The 16,461-nt window shown below is 74.7% G+C and carries 14 protein-coding genes; 9 read left to right on the plus strand and 5 right to left on the minus strand.

The window, feature by feature from the left end; genetic code table 11:
• The first annotated feature begins 59 nt into the window (after positions 1 to 59).
• From EDD32_RS11435 to cofE, 3 genes are all read left to right on the plus strand, one after another.
• On the plus strand, positions 60 to 467 hold the full coding sequence (locus tag EDD32_RS11435; RefSeq protein WP_123917591.1) for a cupin domain-containing protein: 408 nt from the start codon (positions 60 to 62) through the stop codon (positions 465 to 467).
• Positions 468 to 610: 143 nt separating this feature from the next.
• Positions 611 to 1,609, plus strand: coding sequence for a TIGR03557 family F420-dependent LLM class oxidoreductase (locus EDD32_RS11440; protein WP_123917593.1), 999 nt, complete (start codon positions 611 to 613; stop codon positions 1,607 to 1,609).
• Complete coding sequence (gene cofE / locus EDD32_RS11445) at positions 1,606 to 2,355, plus strand: coenzyme F420-0:L-glutamate ligase (RefSeq protein ID WP_123917595.1); 750 nt, start codon at positions 1,606 to 1,608, stop codon at positions 2,353 to 2,355. The genes EDD32_RS11440 and cofE overlap by 4 nt, the downstream gene beginning before the upstream one ends.
• A 10-nt stretch (positions 2,356 to 2,365) precedes the next feature.
• Here the strand turns inward: cofE and EDD32_RS11450 are convergent, their stop codons facing one another.
• The 5 genes from EDD32_RS11450 to proC all read right to left on the minus strand — a co-directional run bounded on the left by EDD32_RS11450 (position 2,366) and on the right by proC (position 7,759).
• Positions 2,366 to 3,235 (minus strand): ABC transporter ATP-binding protein, encoded by an 870-nt coding sequence (locus tag EDD32_RS11450; RefSeq protein WP_246006100.1) that lies wholly within the window; start codon positions 3,233 to 3,235, stop codon positions 2,366 to 2,368.
• Positions 3,232 to 4,248, minus strand: a complete 1,017-nt coding sequence (locus EDD32_RS11455) for a putative F420-0 ABC transporter permease subunit (RefSeq protein WP_246006101.1) — start codon at positions 4,246 to 4,248, stop codon at positions 3,232 to 3,234. The genes EDD32_RS11450 and EDD32_RS11455 overlap by 4 nt, the downstream gene beginning before the upstream one ends.
• Positions 4,249 to 4,289: 41 nt before the next feature.
• A complete protein-coding gene (locus EDD32_RS11460) occupies positions 4,290 to 5,099 on the minus strand; it encodes a putative F420-0 ABC transporter substrate-binding protein (protein WP_425459483.1) in 810 nt (269 codons plus the stop codon).
• A gap of 487 nt (positions 5,100 to 5,586) precedes the next feature.
• Positions 5,587 to 6,846 (minus strand): endonuclease/exonuclease/phosphatase family protein, encoded by a 1,260-nt coding sequence (locus EDD32_RS11465; protein WP_123917601.1) that lies wholly within the window; start codon positions 6,844 to 6,846, stop codon positions 5,587 to 5,589.
• A gap of 88 nt (positions 6,847 to 6,934) precedes the next feature.
• Positions 6,935 to 7,759, minus strand: a complete 825-nt coding sequence (gene proC / locus EDD32_RS11470) for a pyrroline-5-carboxylate reductase (RefSeq protein WP_123917603.1) — start codon at positions 7,757 to 7,759, stop codon at positions 6,935 to 6,937.
• A gap of 77 nt (positions 7,760 to 7,836) precedes the next feature.
• Between proC and EDD32_RS11475 the strand changes: the two genes are divergently transcribed.
• From EDD32_RS11475 to dhaM, 6 genes are all read left to right on the plus strand, one after another.
• Positions 7,837 to 8,619, plus strand: a complete 783-nt coding sequence (locus EDD32_RS11475) for an SDR family NAD(P)-dependent oxidoreductase (protein WP_123917605.1) — start codon at positions 7,837 to 7,839, stop codon at positions 8,617 to 8,619.
• Between the two features lie 326 nt (positions 8,620 to 8,945).
• The gene (gene ileS, locus EDD32_RS11480) at positions 8,946 to 12,206 is read left to right on the plus strand and encodes an isoleucine--tRNA ligase (RefSeq protein WP_123917607.1); all 3,261 of its coding nucleotides are present in this window, start codon (positions 8,946 to 8,948) and stop codon (positions 12,204 to 12,206) included.
• Positions 12,206 to 13,804 carry a bifunctional folylpolyglutamate synthase/dihydrofolate synthase gene (locus EDD32_RS11485; protein WP_123917609.1) on the plus strand — a complete coding sequence of 533 codons (1,599 nt, stop codon included), beginning with the start codon at positions 12,206 to 12,208 and terminating at the stop codon, positions 13,802 to 13,804. The genes ileS and EDD32_RS11485 overlap by 1 nt, the downstream gene beginning before the upstream one ends.
• 190 nt (positions 13,805 to 13,994) lie before the next feature.
• Positions 13,995 to 14,996, plus strand: a complete 1,002-nt coding sequence (gene dhaK / locus EDD32_RS11490; RefSeq protein ID WP_123917611.1) for a dihydroxyacetone kinase subunit DhaK — start codon at positions 13,995 to 13,997, stop codon at positions 14,994 to 14,996.
• Between the two features lie 25 nt (positions 14,997 to 15,021).
• On the plus strand, positions 15,022 to 15,672 hold the full coding sequence (dhaL, locus tag EDD32_RS11495; RefSeq protein WP_123917613.1) for a dihydroxyacetone kinase subunit DhaL: 651 nt from the start codon (positions 15,022 to 15,024) through the stop codon (positions 15,670 to 15,672).
• Entirely contained in the window at positions 15,669 to 16,379 is a 711-nt protein-coding gene (dhaM, locus tag EDD32_RS11500; RefSeq protein ID WP_246006102.1) for a dihydroxyacetone kinase phosphoryl donor subunit DhaM, read from the plus strand. Before dhaL ends, dhaM begins: the two co-directional genes overlap by 4 nt.
• Positions 16,380 to 16,461 lie beyond the last annotated feature (82 nt).

The raw sequence follows: 16,461 nt of genomic DNA on the forward strand, positions 1-16,461 counted from the left end.
TGCGAGAAGGTGGAGCCAGACGCCGGCGGACCGTGCCGGTGAGTGGAGAGAGGAAGACGATGACCGTTCACCTGTGGTCGCGCGAGGCCGAGCCCGAGCAGGGCGCGGAGTTCCGTCGCGTGCTCTGGACCGGCGAGCACAGCCAGCTCGTCGTCATGACGATCCCGCCCGGCGGCGAGATCGGCGAGGAGACCCACCCGAAGAACGACCAGATCCTCAGCTTCGTCTCCGGCGCGGGCAAGGCCGTCGTCGACGGCGACGAGCAGTTCGTGGCCCCCGGGGACATCGTCGCCGTGCCCGCCGGCGCGAGGCACAACTTCCTCAACGTCGGGCCGAACCCGCTCGTGCTGTACACGATCTACGGACCGGCCCACCACTCGGCCGACACGGTCCACGCCACCAAGGAGGAGGCCGAGGAGGCCGAGGCGCGCGGCGAGGACGAGCCGCCCCCCGGCGGCGCCGCCTGACGCCCGACGCTCGCGTGGCGGCCCCGGACCCCGAGCGGGGACCGGGGCCGCCGTCGTCGGCGCCACCGCCGCCCCGTCCTGGGCCCGCCGGTGGTCGTGGGCCACCGCGACGAGCGTCCCGGCCACCTGCGAGGATGGCGGGCATGAGCCTGACGATCGGTTACGCCGCGGCCCTGGAGCAGTTCGGTCCGCGGGAGTCGGTGGACTACTCGGCGCTGGCGGAGGAGCACGGCTTCTCCGGCGTCATGGCCGCCGACCACTTCCAGCCGTGGACGCCCACCCAGGGCCAGTCCGCCTTCGTGTGGAACGTGCTCACCGCCGTCGGCGAGCGCACGAGGGGCGACCTCGGTCCCGGGGTGACGGCCCCGACCTTCCGGTGGCACCCGGCGATGGTCGCCCAGGCCTCGGCGACGCTGGCAGCGATGTACCCGGGCCGGCACTGGCTGGGCCTGGGCTCGGGCGAGGCCCTCAACGAGCACATCACCGGGCAGTACTGGCCCGAGCCGCCCGAGCGGATCAACCGGATGTTCGAGGCGATCCAGATCATCCGCAAGCTCTTCACCGCCTCCCTGGCGGGCAAGGACACCAAGCACGCGGGGCAGTTCTACAAGCTCGAGTCCACCCGCCTGTGGACGATGCCGGAGGAGGCCCCGCCGATCCTCGTCGCGACGGGCGGTCCGGTGACGGCCCGGCGGGCGGGCAAGTTCGCCGACGGACTCATCACCGTCGGTGCCCCGCTGGAGAAGATCGGCGGGCTGTTCGAGAAGTTCGCGGCCGGGGCGAAGGAGGCGGGCAAGGACCCCGACGCCATGCCCAAGGTGCTCCAGCTGCACCTGTCGTGGGCGCCGACCGACGAGGAGGCGCTCGCCAACGCCATGACCGAGTGGCCCAACGGCGGGATGAAGTTCCCCAAGGCGGACATCCGCTCGCCGTTCGACTTCGCCGCCATGGCCAAGCTCGTCCGCGCGGAGGACTTCGCCGGGCGGATGGTGATCTCGGCCGACCCCGACGTCCACCGGGCCGAGATCCAGAGGTACGTCGACCTCGGGTTCGACCGGATCTACCTGCACAACGTCGGCCGCAACCAGGCCGAGTGGCTCGAGGTGTTCGGCCGCGACGTCCTGCCCCAGCTCGCCCGATGATCCTCGCGCAGGCTCCCGACGGCGTCCCGACCATCACGCGCGGGGACGACCTCGCCGCCCGGCTCGCCCCCGTCCTGGCGGCGCTGACGTGGCCGGACGGGTCGCGCGGGCTGGCCGAGGGAGACGTCGTCGTCGTCGCGTCCAAGGTGGTCGCCAAGGCCGAGGGCCGCCTCGTCGCGGCCCGCGACGACGCCGAGCGGGAGCAGGTCATCGCGGGTGAGACCGTCCGGGTGGTGGCCGAGCGGTCCCGGCCCGACGGCGGCGTGCTGCGCATCGTGGAGAACCGTCAGGGCCTGGTCATGGCCGCCGCGGGCGTGGACTCCTCCGACGTCCCGGCCGGCACCGCCCTCCTCCTGCCCGAGGACCCGGACGACTCGGCCCGGCGGCTGCGCCGCGGCCTGCACGCCCGGTTCGGCGTGCGGCCGGGGGTGCTCGTCACCGACACCGCCGGGCGGCCCTGGCGCCGGGGCCTGACCGACATGAGCATCGGGGCCGCCGGCGTGCGGGTCCTGGACGACCTGCGCGGGCGCCGCGACGCCTACGGCCGGGAGCTCAAGGTCACCGTCGTCGCGGCGGCCGACGAGATCGCCGCGGCCGCCGACCTGGTGCGCGGCAAGGCCACCGGCCGGCCGGTGGCGGTGGTGCGGGGCCTCGGCCACCTCGTCACGACCGAGGACGGCGACGGCGCCCGCGCGCTGGTCCGCCCCCCGGAGGAGGACATGTTCCGGCGCGGCTCCGACCTCTGAGACTTCCCGCCTACGCCGGGTCGAGGAGGAGCAGGTCACGCCCGTCCACCGTGGCCCGGCGTGCGCGGACGCCGTAGACCGCCGAGACCAGCTCCGCGGTGAGCACCGCCCCGGGCGGCCCGGCAGCGACGACCCGGCCCTCCTGCAGGACGACCACCTGGTCGCAGAACCGCAGTGCGTGGTCGAGGTCGTGCAGGGCGGTGAGCACGGTCATCCCGGTCGCGGCGAGGCTGCGGGCCAGACCGAGCACGGCGAGCTGGGCGGCGACGTCGAGGTGGTTCGTCGGCTCGTCCAGCAGCAGCAGCCCGGGCTGCTGGGCCAGCGCCCGGGCCAGGTGGACGCGCTGGCGCTCGCCGCCGGAGAGCGTGGCGACGTCGCGGTGGGCGAGGTCCGCCGCGCCCACCCGCGCGAGCGCGTCGGACGCGAGGGCGACGTCGGCGTCGGAGTCCCCGCCCCACCGTGAGCTGTGGGGGGTGCGACCGAGGAGGACGACGTCCAGGACGTCGAGCGAGACGTCGGCGGCGCTGTCCTGCTCGACGAGGGCGAGCTCCCGGGCTCGCCGCCGTCGGCCCATCGCCAGGAGGTCCTCGCCCGCCAGCCGCACCGCGCCCCGACCGGGCGGCAGGGCCCCGACGACGGTGCGCAGCAGTGTGGACTTGCCTGACCCGTTGGGGCCGACGACGGCGGTGACGGCGGCCGTCGGCGCGGTGGCGCTGACGCCGTCGAGGACGACGTGCCCGCCGAGCACCGCGGCGAGGTCGAGGACCTCCAGCGCGGGGCCCGGGGCCGCTGTCGCCGGTGTGAGGTCGGGTGGGTCGAGAGCGGCTCGGGGCGCCGAACTGTCCGTGGTCGTGACGGGGGCGAGATCCCGGGCGCTCACGTCGCGCTCCGGCGCAGGAGGAGCGCGAACACGGGTGCCCCGACCGCGGCGGTGAGGATGCCGACGGGCAGCTCCCGCGGCTCGAACAGGCTGCGGGCCGCGGTGTCGGCGAGGAGGAGGAAGACCGCCCCGGCGAGCGCGGACACCGGCAGGAGCCGGTGGTGGCGGGGGCCGGTGAGGAACCGCACCGCGTGCGGCAGGACCAGGCCGACGAAGCCGATGGACCCGGCCACGCTGACCAGCGCGCCGGTGAGCAGGGCGGTCGCCGTGAGCAGGAGCCAGCGGGCGCGGCGGACGTCGACACCGAGCGAGGCGGCGGAGACGTCCCCGAACGTGAAGGCGTCGAGCGTGCGTGCGCTGCCGAGGAGCACGGCGCCGACCACGATGGTCGCGCCCGCGGTGAGCGCGGCGTCGCCCCACGTGGCCGCGGCGAGGGAGCCCAGGAGCCAGGAGAGGATCTCGCGGTAGGAGTCACCGGTGGCGGACCAGAAGATGACGAGGCTGACGACGGCGGAGCCAGCCTGGGCCACCGCCACCCCGGCGAGCACGGTCCGCACCGGGGACAGCGAACCGGTCCGGCCGGTGGCGAGGGCGAGAGTGAGCACGAGCGCCGCGAGGGCCCCGGCGAACGCGGCCACCGGCAGCGCCACCGCCACCCCGAGGACCAGGACGAGGACGGCACCGACCGACGCGCCCGAGGAGACGCCCAGCAGGTACGGGTCGGCCAGGGGGTTGCGCATGAGGGCCTGCATGACGGCCCCGGCCAGCGCCAGGCCGGCGCCCACCGCCGCCGCGGTGACCACGCGCGGGGCCCGGCCCTGCCAGACGATGGCGTCCTGGATGGTGGTGAGCGGGTCCGCCCCGCACGGGGCGCCCACCGCCGAGCACGTGTGGTGCACCGCGGAGGCCCACACCTGGCCGGCCCCGATGTCGGCCTGCCCCAGGGTGACCGCCCAGGTGGCGGCCGCCAGGAGGGCGCCGCTGAGGGCGACGAGGGCGAGTGGGAGCCGCACCCGGCCGGCGTGGGCCCGGCGCCGCGGTGGCGCGGTCGTGCTCAGTCGGTCCTCCCGAGCTCGGCGAGCTGGTCCGCGAGGTCGGCGGCGGCGGGGACGCTGCGCACCCCCGCCTCGCTGGCCGGGAACGGGACGGTGACGTAGCGCCCCTCACGCACGGCCGTGAGGGTCGCGGTGACGGGGTTGGCCTCGAGGGTGGCGATCTTGTGCTCGGCGGTGTTCCAGGCGGCGTCCACCAGGACGATGACGTCGGGGTCCTCCTCGGCGACGGCCTCCCAGGCCAGAGACGTCCACGTGTCCGCGACGTCGGCGGCGACGTTCTCCAGCCCGGCGGCCTCCATGATCATCTGGGGCGCCCCGATCCCCGCACCGACGTAGGGCGTCTCGGTCCCCGAGGAGTACCACAGGGCGCTGCGTCCGTCGCCCGCCGGCTCGACGGCGGCCAGCTCGGCGCGCTGGGCCGCGACCAGCTCGGCGGCGGCGTCGGTACGGCCGAGGACCGCGCCCATCTGGGTGATCTCGTCCATGACGAGGTCGAAGGTGAGCTTCTCGGGCTGCTCGCCGGGGGACTTGCACGCCGACGGCGAGACGTAGGTGGAGATCCCGAGGTCCTCGTACATCGACCGTTCGCCCGCGCCGTCGCCGGAGAGGTTGGACTCCCAGCCGGCGTAGACGAGGTCGGGCTCGAGCTCGAGGACGCTCTCGCTCGCCGGGTTCTGCTCGGCCAGGACGGGCGGCTCGACCTCGGCGAGCTCCGCGGGCAGCGGACCGTCGGCGAACGCGGTGCCCACGAGGCGGTCCCCGGCGCCGAGCGCGAGGACCATCTCCGTCGCCGAGGACTTGATCGTCACGATCCGCTCCGGCGGGGCCTCCAGGGTGGTCTCGACCCCGCAGGTACTCACCGTGAGCGGGAAGTCCGACTCCGCCCCGTCGGCGGAGGTGGGGCCGGAGGGGACCGGGGAGGTGGGGGTGGCGGCGCCCGGGTCGGCGCCCGCCCCGCACGCGGTCAGGGCCGCGGCGGCGAGCAGCGCGGCGGTGGGTCCGGCGATCGTGGGCAGCAGGCGGTGGGCGCGGCGGATGGTCGGCTCCTTCGAGCTCGGCGGGGGCCGCCTGGCACGCAGTCACCTCGCTGCGAGCCGGCCGGTGGGAAAAGGCCGGGGGCCCACGTCCAGGCCCGCGCCCCGCGGCACGTCAGCCGCGGGCACCCGTGGACGATCCTACGCGCGCCAGGACCACAGGGGCGGACACGGGGACGTGCGCGAGCTGTCGTCCCACCAGGCGCAGGGCTACCGTCGTCCCACCAGGCGCGGGGCTACCGTCGTCCCACCAGGCGCGGGGCTACCGTCGTCCCACCAGGCGCAGGTCGACCCAGACCAGCCGGTGGTCGGAGGTGGGGAACGGGAACTGCCCGGTGAGCTCCGAGCCCGGCTCGTCGGCTGCGGGCCAGAAGACGCCGGAGCCCGCCACGGGGAGGTGCTTCGACGGGAGCGCGTAGTCCACCCCGAGGTTCCCCGGCGCGGGGTCGTCGCTGAAGTCCGCGGTGTCCAGCGCGTTGTCGCCGCGGTGGAGGAGGTTCGCCCCACCCTGGGTCAGTGCCGCCTCCACGGCGCCGGTGGAGGTGGGCTCGGGGTCCCGCACACGGGGGTTCTCGAGGAGCTGGTCGATGGCACCGGGGACCGAGTCGCCGTCGAGGGGGTCGGCGTTGTAGTCGCCGACGATGACGAATCGGTCGTTCGCCGCCAGACCACCTCGGCCGCCGTCGTCGTCGTAGATGTACCCCGCGTCACGCCCGCCGGCGACGTAGTCGGCCCAGAGCCGGGTCTCGTCGTGGTTGCGCCGGCCGTTGCGGTCCTCCACGCCGTCGAAGGTGGGGGGTGTGGGGTGGGCGGCCAGGACGTGGACGGTCCGGCCCCACACCTGCACCGGCACGTCCCAGTGGGACTTGCTCGACAGCGGCAGCGCGGCCAGCTCGGCGTCGTCGTACCAGTCGCCCGCACCGGCGACGGCGGGGTCGTCGGGCAGGAGCGCGCCGGGCATGTCCGCCCAGCGGAAGTTCTGGAACGTCCGGACCTCGTCGGTGTCGATCGGGTACCGGGACAGCACGACCATGCCGAACTGACCGGGGAAGAAGCCGAAGCCGAGCGCGTCGCCGGGCCCGCCGACCGTGCCGTCGTTGTCCAGGTCGAGCCCCGAGGGCACCCCGGTGTTGACCGGCGCGGTGTACGCGTAGGGGTAGCGCAACGGCTCCTCGCCGCGCTGGGAGACCTCGAGGTAGTTCTCGCGGAAGAGGTCGACGGCGAGCCCGTCGTCGTCGTGGTCGAACTCGTTGAGCAGCACGATGTCGGGGCGGGTGATCTGCAGGACCTGGGCGATGGCGGCGGCCTGCACGTCGTCGCCCTCGGTGAGGTCCTCGACGAGGTCACCTGCACCGGCCCGGTTGAGAGAGGCGTTGTAGGTCGCCACCCGCACGCTGGAGGGGACCTCCGGGCGGACCTTCGTGGGCGCGTCCGGACCGGGGTCGGCCGCAGCCGCCGGCGCCAGGGCGGCGGCGGTCACCAGCACCGCGGCCGCAAGAGCCGCCCGGGGTGTCCTCCGCATACCCTCCACGGTAACAACGCCGCAGGTGAGGCGTAACCCCCTGGGGACGAGCAGTCTCGGCCGCGCCCCGGCGGCGGGACCAGACGGCTCAGCCGCCGCTCAGGTCGCGGTCCCGGTCGACGGTCGCCTGGACCCCGCGGACCACGGCGGGGGAGAACCCGGCCTCCTCCATGGCCACCAGACCGGCCACGGTCGTCCCGCCGGGGGAGCACACGGTGTCGACGAGGTCGGCCGGGGTGACGCCGTCGCCGGCACGCTCGAGCACGAGGCGGGCGCTGCCCAGGACGGTCTGGGCGGCGATGCGCACCGACTGCGCCTTCGGCAGCCCGTTGCGCACCCCGCCCCGGGCGAGGGCGTCGATGAAGGCGAAGACGAACGCCGGCGCCGAACCCGCGAGGGCGGTGTAGGCGGGGAAGTCCCGCTCGGGCAGCACCAGGGCCGAGCCCACGGACTCGAACAGCCCCACCACGGCGTCGACCTGCTCGTCGGTGGTCTCGGCGTTGCCGCACACCGCCGCCATCCCGGCGCCGATCTGCGCGTTGACGTTGGGCATGACCCGCACCACCGCCTGGCCGGGCGTGAGGTGCCCCGCGAGGGTGTCCAGGCTCGTCCCGGCGGCGAGGGACACCACGAGGGAGCCGTACTCGTCGAGGAGGTCCCGCAGCGGGGCGAGCACCGCGGGGATCATGTGCGGCTTGACGGCCAGGACGACGACGCCGCCGGGGCCGACCGCCTCGACGAGCTCCTCGTTCGAGCCGAGGACGTCCACGCCGGTCTCGCGGGCGAGGGCCTGGGCGGAGTGGCCGTGCGCGCTGGTGACCGCCAGGTCCTCCACGGCCACCGCACCCGCGGCGACGACGCCCCGCACGATCGCCGAGGCCATGCTGCCCGCACCGATGAATCCGACCCTCATGGCTCTCCCGCCGTCGTCGCGCCTCGTTCCGCCGACGACACTACGGCCTGCCCCGCCGAAGCGGCATGATGCCACTCATGACCGCGACAGAGCCCGTGCCGCCCGCCCGCCCCGAGCGTCAGCGGGCCCTGGTCACCGGCGCCTCCTCCGGGATCGGCGCGGCCACGGTCCGCCGGCTCGCCCAGGAGGGCTGGGAGGTCCTGGCGACGGCGCGGCGCACCGCCCGCCTGGAGGCCCTCGCCGAGGAGACGGGCTGCGAGATCTGGACGGCCGACCTCACCGACGCCGCCGACGTGGCCGCCCTGGCCGACCACGTGCGCGCCACCGGTCCCCTGCGCGCGCTGGTCAACAACGCCGGCGGCGCCCACGGCAGCGACCCGGTCGCCGAGGCCGGCGTCGAGGACTGGCGCCGCATGTACGACCTCAACGTCCTGGCCACCCTGCGGATCACCCAGGAGCTCCTCGACCACGTCGAGGCCGACGGCGGCGGCGACCTCCTCCTCGTCACCTCCACCGCCGCGCACGACACCTACCCCGGCGGCGGGGGGTACGTGGCCGCCAAGCACGCCGAGCGGGCCATCGCGACCACGCTGCGCCTGGAGCTCGTCGGGCGGCCGGTGCGCGTCATCGAGATCGCCCCGGGCATGGTCCGCACCGAGGAGTTCTCCCTCAAGCGCCTCGGCGGCGACGCCGACGCCGCCGCCCAGGTCTACGCCGGGGTGGCCGAGCCGCTCGTGGCCGACGACGTCGCCGACGCGATCGTGTGGTCCCTGACCCGGCCGGCGCACGTCAACGTCGACACCATGGTCATCCGCCCCCGCGCCCAGGCCTCGAACACCCTGGTCGCCCGCGAGGACTGAGCTGTCGTCGCGGACCGGCGGGTCGCCGCAGCACGTCACGGACGGACCCGCCGGTCCCGAGGGGGCCGATCGGGGCGGCGGCGCTAGACTGCTGCGCACAGGCGTCGACCCGGCCATCACCGGTGAGCCTCCGGAAGAACGGACCGCCGGCTCCCCGGAGCCGTCGGTCCTACTAGAACCGGACGGGTGGGCCCGTCACAGCCTGCTCGAGCGGTCACGACCGCGCCCCCGGGCGCGTCGCGGCAAGCGAGGTGGTACCGCGGCAGCGCGCCCCCGGACGCGCCGTCGTCCTCGCACCCTGTGCCGCCACCGACCGAGGAGCACCATTGGCCGACCAGCCCCCGCGCTACCCCCTGCACCGCCCCGGCAGCGAGGTGCAGGCCTCGCCCAGCTTCCCCGCCCTCGAGCGCGAGGTCCTGGACCACTGGGCCGCCGACGACACCTTCCGGGCCTCGGTCGAGGCGCGTCCCGCCGGTGACCACGGCGCCAACGAGTTCGTCTTCTACGACGGCCCGCCCTTCGCCAACGGTCTGCCCCACTACGGCCACCTGCTCACCGGGTACGTCAAGGACGTCGTCGGGCGCTTCCAGACCCAGCTCGGCCGCCGCGTCGAGCGCCGGTTCGGCTGGGACACCCACGGGCTGCCCGCCGAGCTCGAGGCCGAGCGGATCCTGGGGATCAAGGACAAGTCCGAGATCGAGGAGATGGGCATCGAGGCCTTCAACAAGGCCTGCCAGGACTCGGTGCTGCGCTACACCGGCGAGTGGCGCGAGTACGTCACCCGCCAGGCCCGCTGGGTCGACTTCGACAACGACTACAAGACGCTCGACCCCACGTACATGGAGTCCGTGATCTGGGCCTTCAAGCAGCTCTACGACAAGGGCCTGGCCTACGAGGGCTACCGGGTGCTGCCGTACTGCTGGAACGACCAGACCCCGCTGTCGAACCACGAGCTGCGCATGGACGACGACGTCTACGCCAACCGCCAGGACCCGGCCGTCACGGTCGGCCTGCGCCTGGACTCCGGCGAGCTCGCCCTCATCTGGACCACCACGCCGTGGACCCTGCCGTCGAACCTCGCCGTCGCTGTCGGCCCGGCCATCGAGTACGTCACCGTGGTCCCGGCCGAGGGTCCCCTGGCCGGCGAGCGGGTCCTCCTGGCCCGCTCGCGCCTGGCCGCCTACGCCCGCGAGCTGGGGGAGGCCCCCGAGGTCGTCGCGACCGCGGTCGGGGCCGAGCTCGTCGGGCGGCGCTACCACCCGATCTTCGACTACTACGTGGGCCGGCCCGACGACGAGGCGCCCGGCCCGAACGCCTGGACCGTCCTGGCCGCCGAGTACGTCACCACCGAGGACGGCACCGGCCTGGTCCACCAGGCCCCGGCCTTCGGTGAGGACGACATGGCCGCGTGCGCCGCCGCCGGGATCGGCACGGTCGTCCCCGTCGACGACGGCGGCCGGTTCACCGCCGAGGTCCCGGACTACGCCGGCAGCCAGGTCTTCGAGGCCAACAGGGCGATCATCGCCGACCTCAAGCACGGCACCGGCCCCCTGGCCCGGACCGCACCCGCCGAGCGCGCCGTGCTCGTGCGCCAGGAGACCTACGACCACTCCTACCCGCACTGCTGGCGGTGCCGGAAGCCGCTCATCTACAAGGCGGTCTCGAGCTGGTTCGTCCGGGTGACCGAGTTCCGGACGAGGATGGTCGTGCTGAACCAGGAGATCACCTGGGTCCCGGACCACATCAAGGACGGCCAGTTCGGGCACTGGCTCGCCGGCGCCCGGGACTGGTCGATCTCGCGCAACCGGTACTGGGGCACCCCCATCCCGGTGTGGGTCTCCGACGACCCGGAGCACCCCCGCACCGACGTCTACGGCTCGCTCGCCGAGCTCGAGGCCGACTTCGGGCGCCTGCCCCTGGACCGGGAGGGCCGGCCGAACCTGCACCGGCCCTTCATCGACGAGCTCACCCGGCCTAACCCGGACGACCCGACGGGGCGGTCGACCATGCGGCGCATCCCCGACGTCCTGGACGTGTGGTTCGACTCGGGCTCGATGCCCTACGCGCAGGTGCACTACCCCTTCGAGAACCGCGACTGGTTCGAGAACCACTACCCCGGCGACTTCATCGTGGAGTACATCGGCCAGACCCGCGGGTGGTTCTACACCCTGCACGTCCTGGCCACCGCGCTGTTCGACCGGCCGGCATTCCTCAGCTGCGTCTCCCACGGCGTCGTCCTGGGCTCGGACGGGCGCAAGATGAGCAAGTCCCTGCGCAACTACCCCGACGTCACCGAGGTCCTCGACCGCGACGGCTCCGACGCCATGCGCTGGTTCCTCATGAGCTCGCCCATCCTGCGCGGCGGCAACCTCGTCGTCACCGAGGAGGGCATCCGCGAGACCGTCCGCCAGGTCCTCCTCCCGCTGTGGAACACCTGGTACTTCTTCGCCCTGTACGCCGGCACGCTCGACGGCGGGAAGGGCTACCTCGCCCGGCCGGTCGTGCTCGACGACCCGGCCGCGGTCGCCCGTCTCGACGTCATGGACCGCTACCTCCTCGCCCGCACCCGCGACCTCGCCGTCGGCGTGCGCACCCAGCTCGAGGCGTACGACGTCCCCGGCGCCACGCAGGCCGTGCGCGAGCACCTCGACCTGCTGACCAACTGGTACGTGCGCACCTCCCGGCAGCGGTTCTGGGACGAGGAGGCCGGCGCGTTCGACACCCTGTGGACGGCGCTGGAGGTCCTCACCCGCGTCATGGCGCCGCTGGCCCCGCTCGTCAGCGAGGAGATCTGGCGCGGCCTGACCGGCGGGCGCAGCGTGCACCTCACCGACTGGCCCGAGCTGCCCGACGCCGTCGCCGACGACGCCCTCGTCGCCGCGATGGACGCCGTGCGCGACGTCGTCTCGCTCACCCACGCCCTGCGCAAGGGGGCCCGGATCCGGGTGCGCCAGCCGCTGCGCCGGCTCACCGTCGTCGTGGACGACCCCGCGGCCCTGGAGCCGTTCGCCGCACTGGTGGCCTCGGAGGTCAACGTCAAGGACGTCGTCCTGCTCACCCCGGAGCGGTCCCACCTCACCGTGGCCCGCGACCTCAAGGTGCTCCCGCGCGAGCTGGACCCGGCCAAGCGCCGGCACACCCAGCAGATCTTCGCCGCCGCCCGGGAGGGCCGCTGGGCCGAGGCCGACGGCGTGGTCACCCTCGACCTCGACGGCGCGCCGCTGACCCTCGTCCCCGGCGAGTACGAGCTCACCACCCGCATCGACGTGGGCGAGCAGGCCGGCGGCCGGGTGGCCGCCGACGTCCTGCCCGGCGGGGGTTTCGTCGCCCTCGAGCTCGAGGTCGACGACGAGCTCGCCGCGGAGGGCTACGCCCGCGACCTGGTCCGTCAGGTCCAGGACGAGCGCAAGGCGGCGGGGCTCTACGTCGCCGACCGGATCTCCCTGACCCTGACCGTCCCGGCCGACCGGCTGGCCTGGGTCGAGGCCCACCGCGAGCTCATCGCGGCCGAGACGCTGGCGGTGGACCTCACCGTCACCGGCGACGACGTCACGGCGGCGCAGGTCGCCGTGCGGAAGGAGGCGTGATGAGCGAGCGCACCCCCGAGGAGGCCGACCGCGAGTCCCGCGGGCTCATCGACGCGTACATGGCCGAGGCCGACGCGCCCGACGTCCCTGCGGGTTCCGGCGACGTCCCGGCGGGCGAGGCCGGCGAGGCCGGCGCCGACGAGGAAGCCGGTCTGCGGGCCCTGCTCTCCTCGGCGCTCATCGCCGGCCCCGACCCCGACGTCGCGCAGGAGGTCCTCGCCGAGCCCGACGGCGGCGCGGCCGCGGTCGCCGACGCGCAGGCGGAGGAGGAGGTCCGGCGGATCTACCTCGACATCCTCGCCCGGGCCCCCGAGCACGACGTCCAGCCCAGCCTGGACCGCGTGCGCGACGTCCTCGAGCTGCTCGGGGACCCCCAGCGCTCCTACCCGGTCATCCACCTCACGGGCACCAACGGCAAGACCTCGACCGCACGGATGATCGAGCGGCTCCTGCGCGAGAAGGGTCTGCGCACCGGCCGGTTCACCTCCCCGCACCTGCACACCGTGCGCGAGCGCATCGCCCTCGACGGCGAGCCGATCTCGCCGAACGCCTTCGTGGCCACGTGGGAGGACGTCGCCCCGTACGTCGCGATGGTGGACGAGCGCTCGCAGGCCGCCGGCGGGCCGCGCCTGAGCTTCTTCGAGGTCTTCACCGTCATGGCCTACGCCGCCTTCGCCGACGCCCCGGTCGACGTCGCGGTCGTCGAGGTCGGCATGGGCGGGCGCTGGGACGCCACCAACGTCGCCGACGGCGAGATCGCCGTCATCACCGCCGTCGAGCGCGACCACGAGCGCTGGCTCGGGCACGACCTCGTCGACATCGCCGCGGAGAAGGTCGGCATCATCAAGGAGCGGGCCACCGTCGTCGTCGCGGAGCAGCACGAGGACGTCGAGGGCGTCATCCTCTCCGCCGCCGCGCAGCACGGCGCCACCGTGCTGCGCGAGGGCACCGAGGTCGCCGTGCTCGACCGCCAGGTCGGGGTCGGTGGGCAGCTGGTCACCCTGCGCACGCCCGCCGGGGTCTACGAGGACGTCTTCGTCCCCCTGCACGGCCGGCACCAGGCCCGCAACGCCGTCCTCGCGCTCGCGGCCGTGGAGGCGTTCTTCGGCGGCGGCGCCCTCGACGCCGGCGTCGTGGAGCAGGGCTTCGCGGGCGTCGACTCCCCCGGGCGCCTGGAGGTGGTGCGCCGCAGCCCGTCGGTCCTCGTCGACGCCGCCCACAACCCCGCCGGCATCGAGGCGCTGCGCGAGGCGGTGGAGGAGGCCTTCGAGCTCTCCCACCTCGTGGGCGTCGTGGGCGTCATGGCGGACAAGGACGCCGAGGGCATCCTCGCCGGCCTCGAGCCGTTCCTGGCCGAGGTCGTCGTCACGCGGGCCGGCACCGAGCGGGCCATGGACGTCGACGAGCTCGCAGAGATCGCCCGGGACGTCTTCGGGGAGGAGCGTGTCCACGTCGCGGCGCGCCTCGACGACGCCCTCGACGCCGCCGTCACCCTCGCGGAGGCCGACGCCGAGGAGGTCGTGACGACCACCGGTGTGCTCGTCGTCGGCTCCGTCATCCTGGCGGCCGAGGCGCGGACGCTGCTCGGGCGCGGCTGAACGCGCCGCGCCGGGTCGAGGGGTGCCGGCCCGGTGCGCCACCACGTCCACCGGGCCGTGCACATTCGTGCTGCGGTGGCGCCCGGCCGGGAGAATCGTCCCTCTGTGCTGGTCGCGGGCCCGTCGGTGGGGCCAGGATGGGCGACGGGGCCCGGGTCGGGCCCTGTCCGGCTACCGAAGGAGCACGTCGGTGAAGAAGCTCATCAACGACCCCCAGCGCGTCGTCCCCGAGTCCCTGCGCGGGTTCGGCCTGGCCCATCCGGAGCACGTCGTCGTCCACGAGGACCCCCTCTTCGTCTCGCGGGCCGGCGGTGCGGTCAAGGGCAAGGTGGGGCTGGTCTCCGGCGGCGGCAGCGGGCACGAGCCCCTGCACGCCGGCTACGTGGGCGCGGGGATGCTCGACGCCGCCGTCCCCGGCGCCATGTTCACCTCCCCGACGCCCGAGCCCATCCTCGAGGCCACCAAGGCCGCCGACGGCGGGGCGGGCGTCCTGCACATCGTCAAGAACTACACCGGCGACGTCCTCAACTTCGAGACCGCCGCCGAGCTCGCCGAGGCCGAGGACATCACGGTCAAGGCCGTCGTCGTCAACGACGACGTCGCCGTCGAGGACTCGCTCTACACCGCCGGCCGACGCGGCGTCGCCGGCACGGTCCTCGTGGAGAAGATCGCCGGAGCCGCCGCCGAGCGCGGGGACGACCTCGACGCCGTCGTCGCCGTCGCCGAGAAGGTCATCAAGAACGTGCGGTCGATGGGGGTGGCCCTGACGGCCTGCACGGTGCCCCACGCGGGCAAGCCGTCCTTCGACCTCGCCGACGACGAGATCGAGATCGGCATCGGCATCCACGGCGAGCCCGGCCGGCACAAGATCGCCATGGCCGGTGCCGACGAGATCACCGAGCGCCTCCTCGAGCCGGTCCTGGAGGACCTCAAGATCGGGTCGGGGGAGAAGGTGCTCCTCTTCGTCAACGGGATGGGCGGCACCCCGCTGTCCGAGCTCTACCTCGTCTACAACCACGCCCACGACGTCCTCGCCGGCAAGGGGCTGGAGGTCACGCGTTCGCTCGTCGGGAACTACATCACCTCGCTCGAGATGCAGGGTGCCTCGATCACCGTGCTGCGGTTGGATGAGGAGCTGACGCAGCTGTGGGACGCCCCCGTCAACACCCCGGCGCTGCGGCGCGGGGTCTGAGGGCGCGACGGAAGGAAGAGGACGTATGAGCGCTGCCACCCTGGGGACCGCCTGGGCGCTGGACTGGATCGCCCGCGCGACCAAGGTCGTCTCGGAGAACCGGATCGAGCTGATCGAGCTCGACCGGGCCATCGGCGACGGCGACCACGGCGAGAACATGGACCGCGGCTTCACCGCCGTGGCCGCCAAGCTCGCCGGGGCCGAGCCGGCCTCCCCGGGGGAGGTGCTCAAGACGGTGGCCACGACCCTGATGTCCACCGTCGGCGGGGCGGCGGGGCCGCTGTACGGCACCGCCTTCCTCCGGGCGGCCAAGGGCGCCGACGGCGACCTCGACGCCGCCGGGGTCGCGACGATGCTCGAGGCCGCCCTCGAGGGGATCCGGGCCCGGGGCAAGGCCGACACCGGCGAGAAGACGATGGTCGACGCCTGGACCCCGGCCGCCGTGGCGGCCCGCGAGGCCGCCGAGGCGGGTGCGGGCGCCGTGCAGGCGATCCGGGCCGCGGCCGACGCCGCCGTCGAGGGCTCGGAAGCGACCATCCCGATGATCGCCACCAAGGGCCGGGCGAGCTACCTCGGTGAGCGCTCCGCCGGTCACCGCGACCCCGGGGCCCAGTCCTCCGCGCTCCTGCTGGTGGCCGCGGCGGAGGCCGCGGAGGCCGCCGGGGCCGGCGCGTGAGCCCCGACGGCGCGCACGGGCGGGCGGTGCGCACCGGCATCGTCGTCGTCTCGCACTCCGCCCGGCTGGCCGACGGGGTCGTGGAGGTCGCCGCCCAGATGGCGCCCGACGTCGTCCTGCGCGCCGCCGGCGGGACGGACGAGGGCGGCATCGGCACGAGCTTCACCAAGGTGGAGGAGGCCGTCCTGGAGCTCCTCGGCGCCGGTGAGGTCGTCGTCCTCACCGACCTCGGCTCGGCGACGATGACCGCCGAGTCGGTGCTGGAGATGCTCGACGACGACGACCGTGAGCGGGTGACCCTGGCCGACGGTCCCCTCGTCGAGGGGACCGTCGCCGGGGCCGTCGCGGCCCAGGGTGGCGCCGACGCGGCCGCCGTGGCGCGCACGGCGGCCGCCGCGGCGGCCAGCTTCGCCCACGCCGGCGAGGCCCCGCCCCCCGAGCCCGCCGACGGGGGCCGCACGGTCGTGCTGACCCTGCGCAACTCCGTGGGTCTGCACGCGCGGCCCGCCGCGCTCCTCGCGCGCCTGGCGTCGCGCTACGACGCCGAGGTCAGCGTCAACGACGTCGACGCCACCTCGGTGCTGGCCCTCATGGGCCTGGGCCTGGGCCAGGGCGAGGAGCTGCGGGTACGGGCCGACGGCCCCGACGCCGACGACGCCCTGGCGGAGATCACCAAGGTCGTCGAGGACGGCTTCGGCGAGGAGTAGGCGACCGCTCGGGAGTCGGGGGCCGCCGGACCGGGCCGCCGGGCGCCGGGTCGGGGCGCGGGCGCCGGGACGGGGCGGGTGC

The organism is Georgenia muralis (assembly GCF_003814705.1).
Taxonomy (GTDB): Bacteria; Actinomycetota; Actinomycetes; order Actinomycetales; family Actinomycetaceae; genus Georgenia; species Georgenia muralis.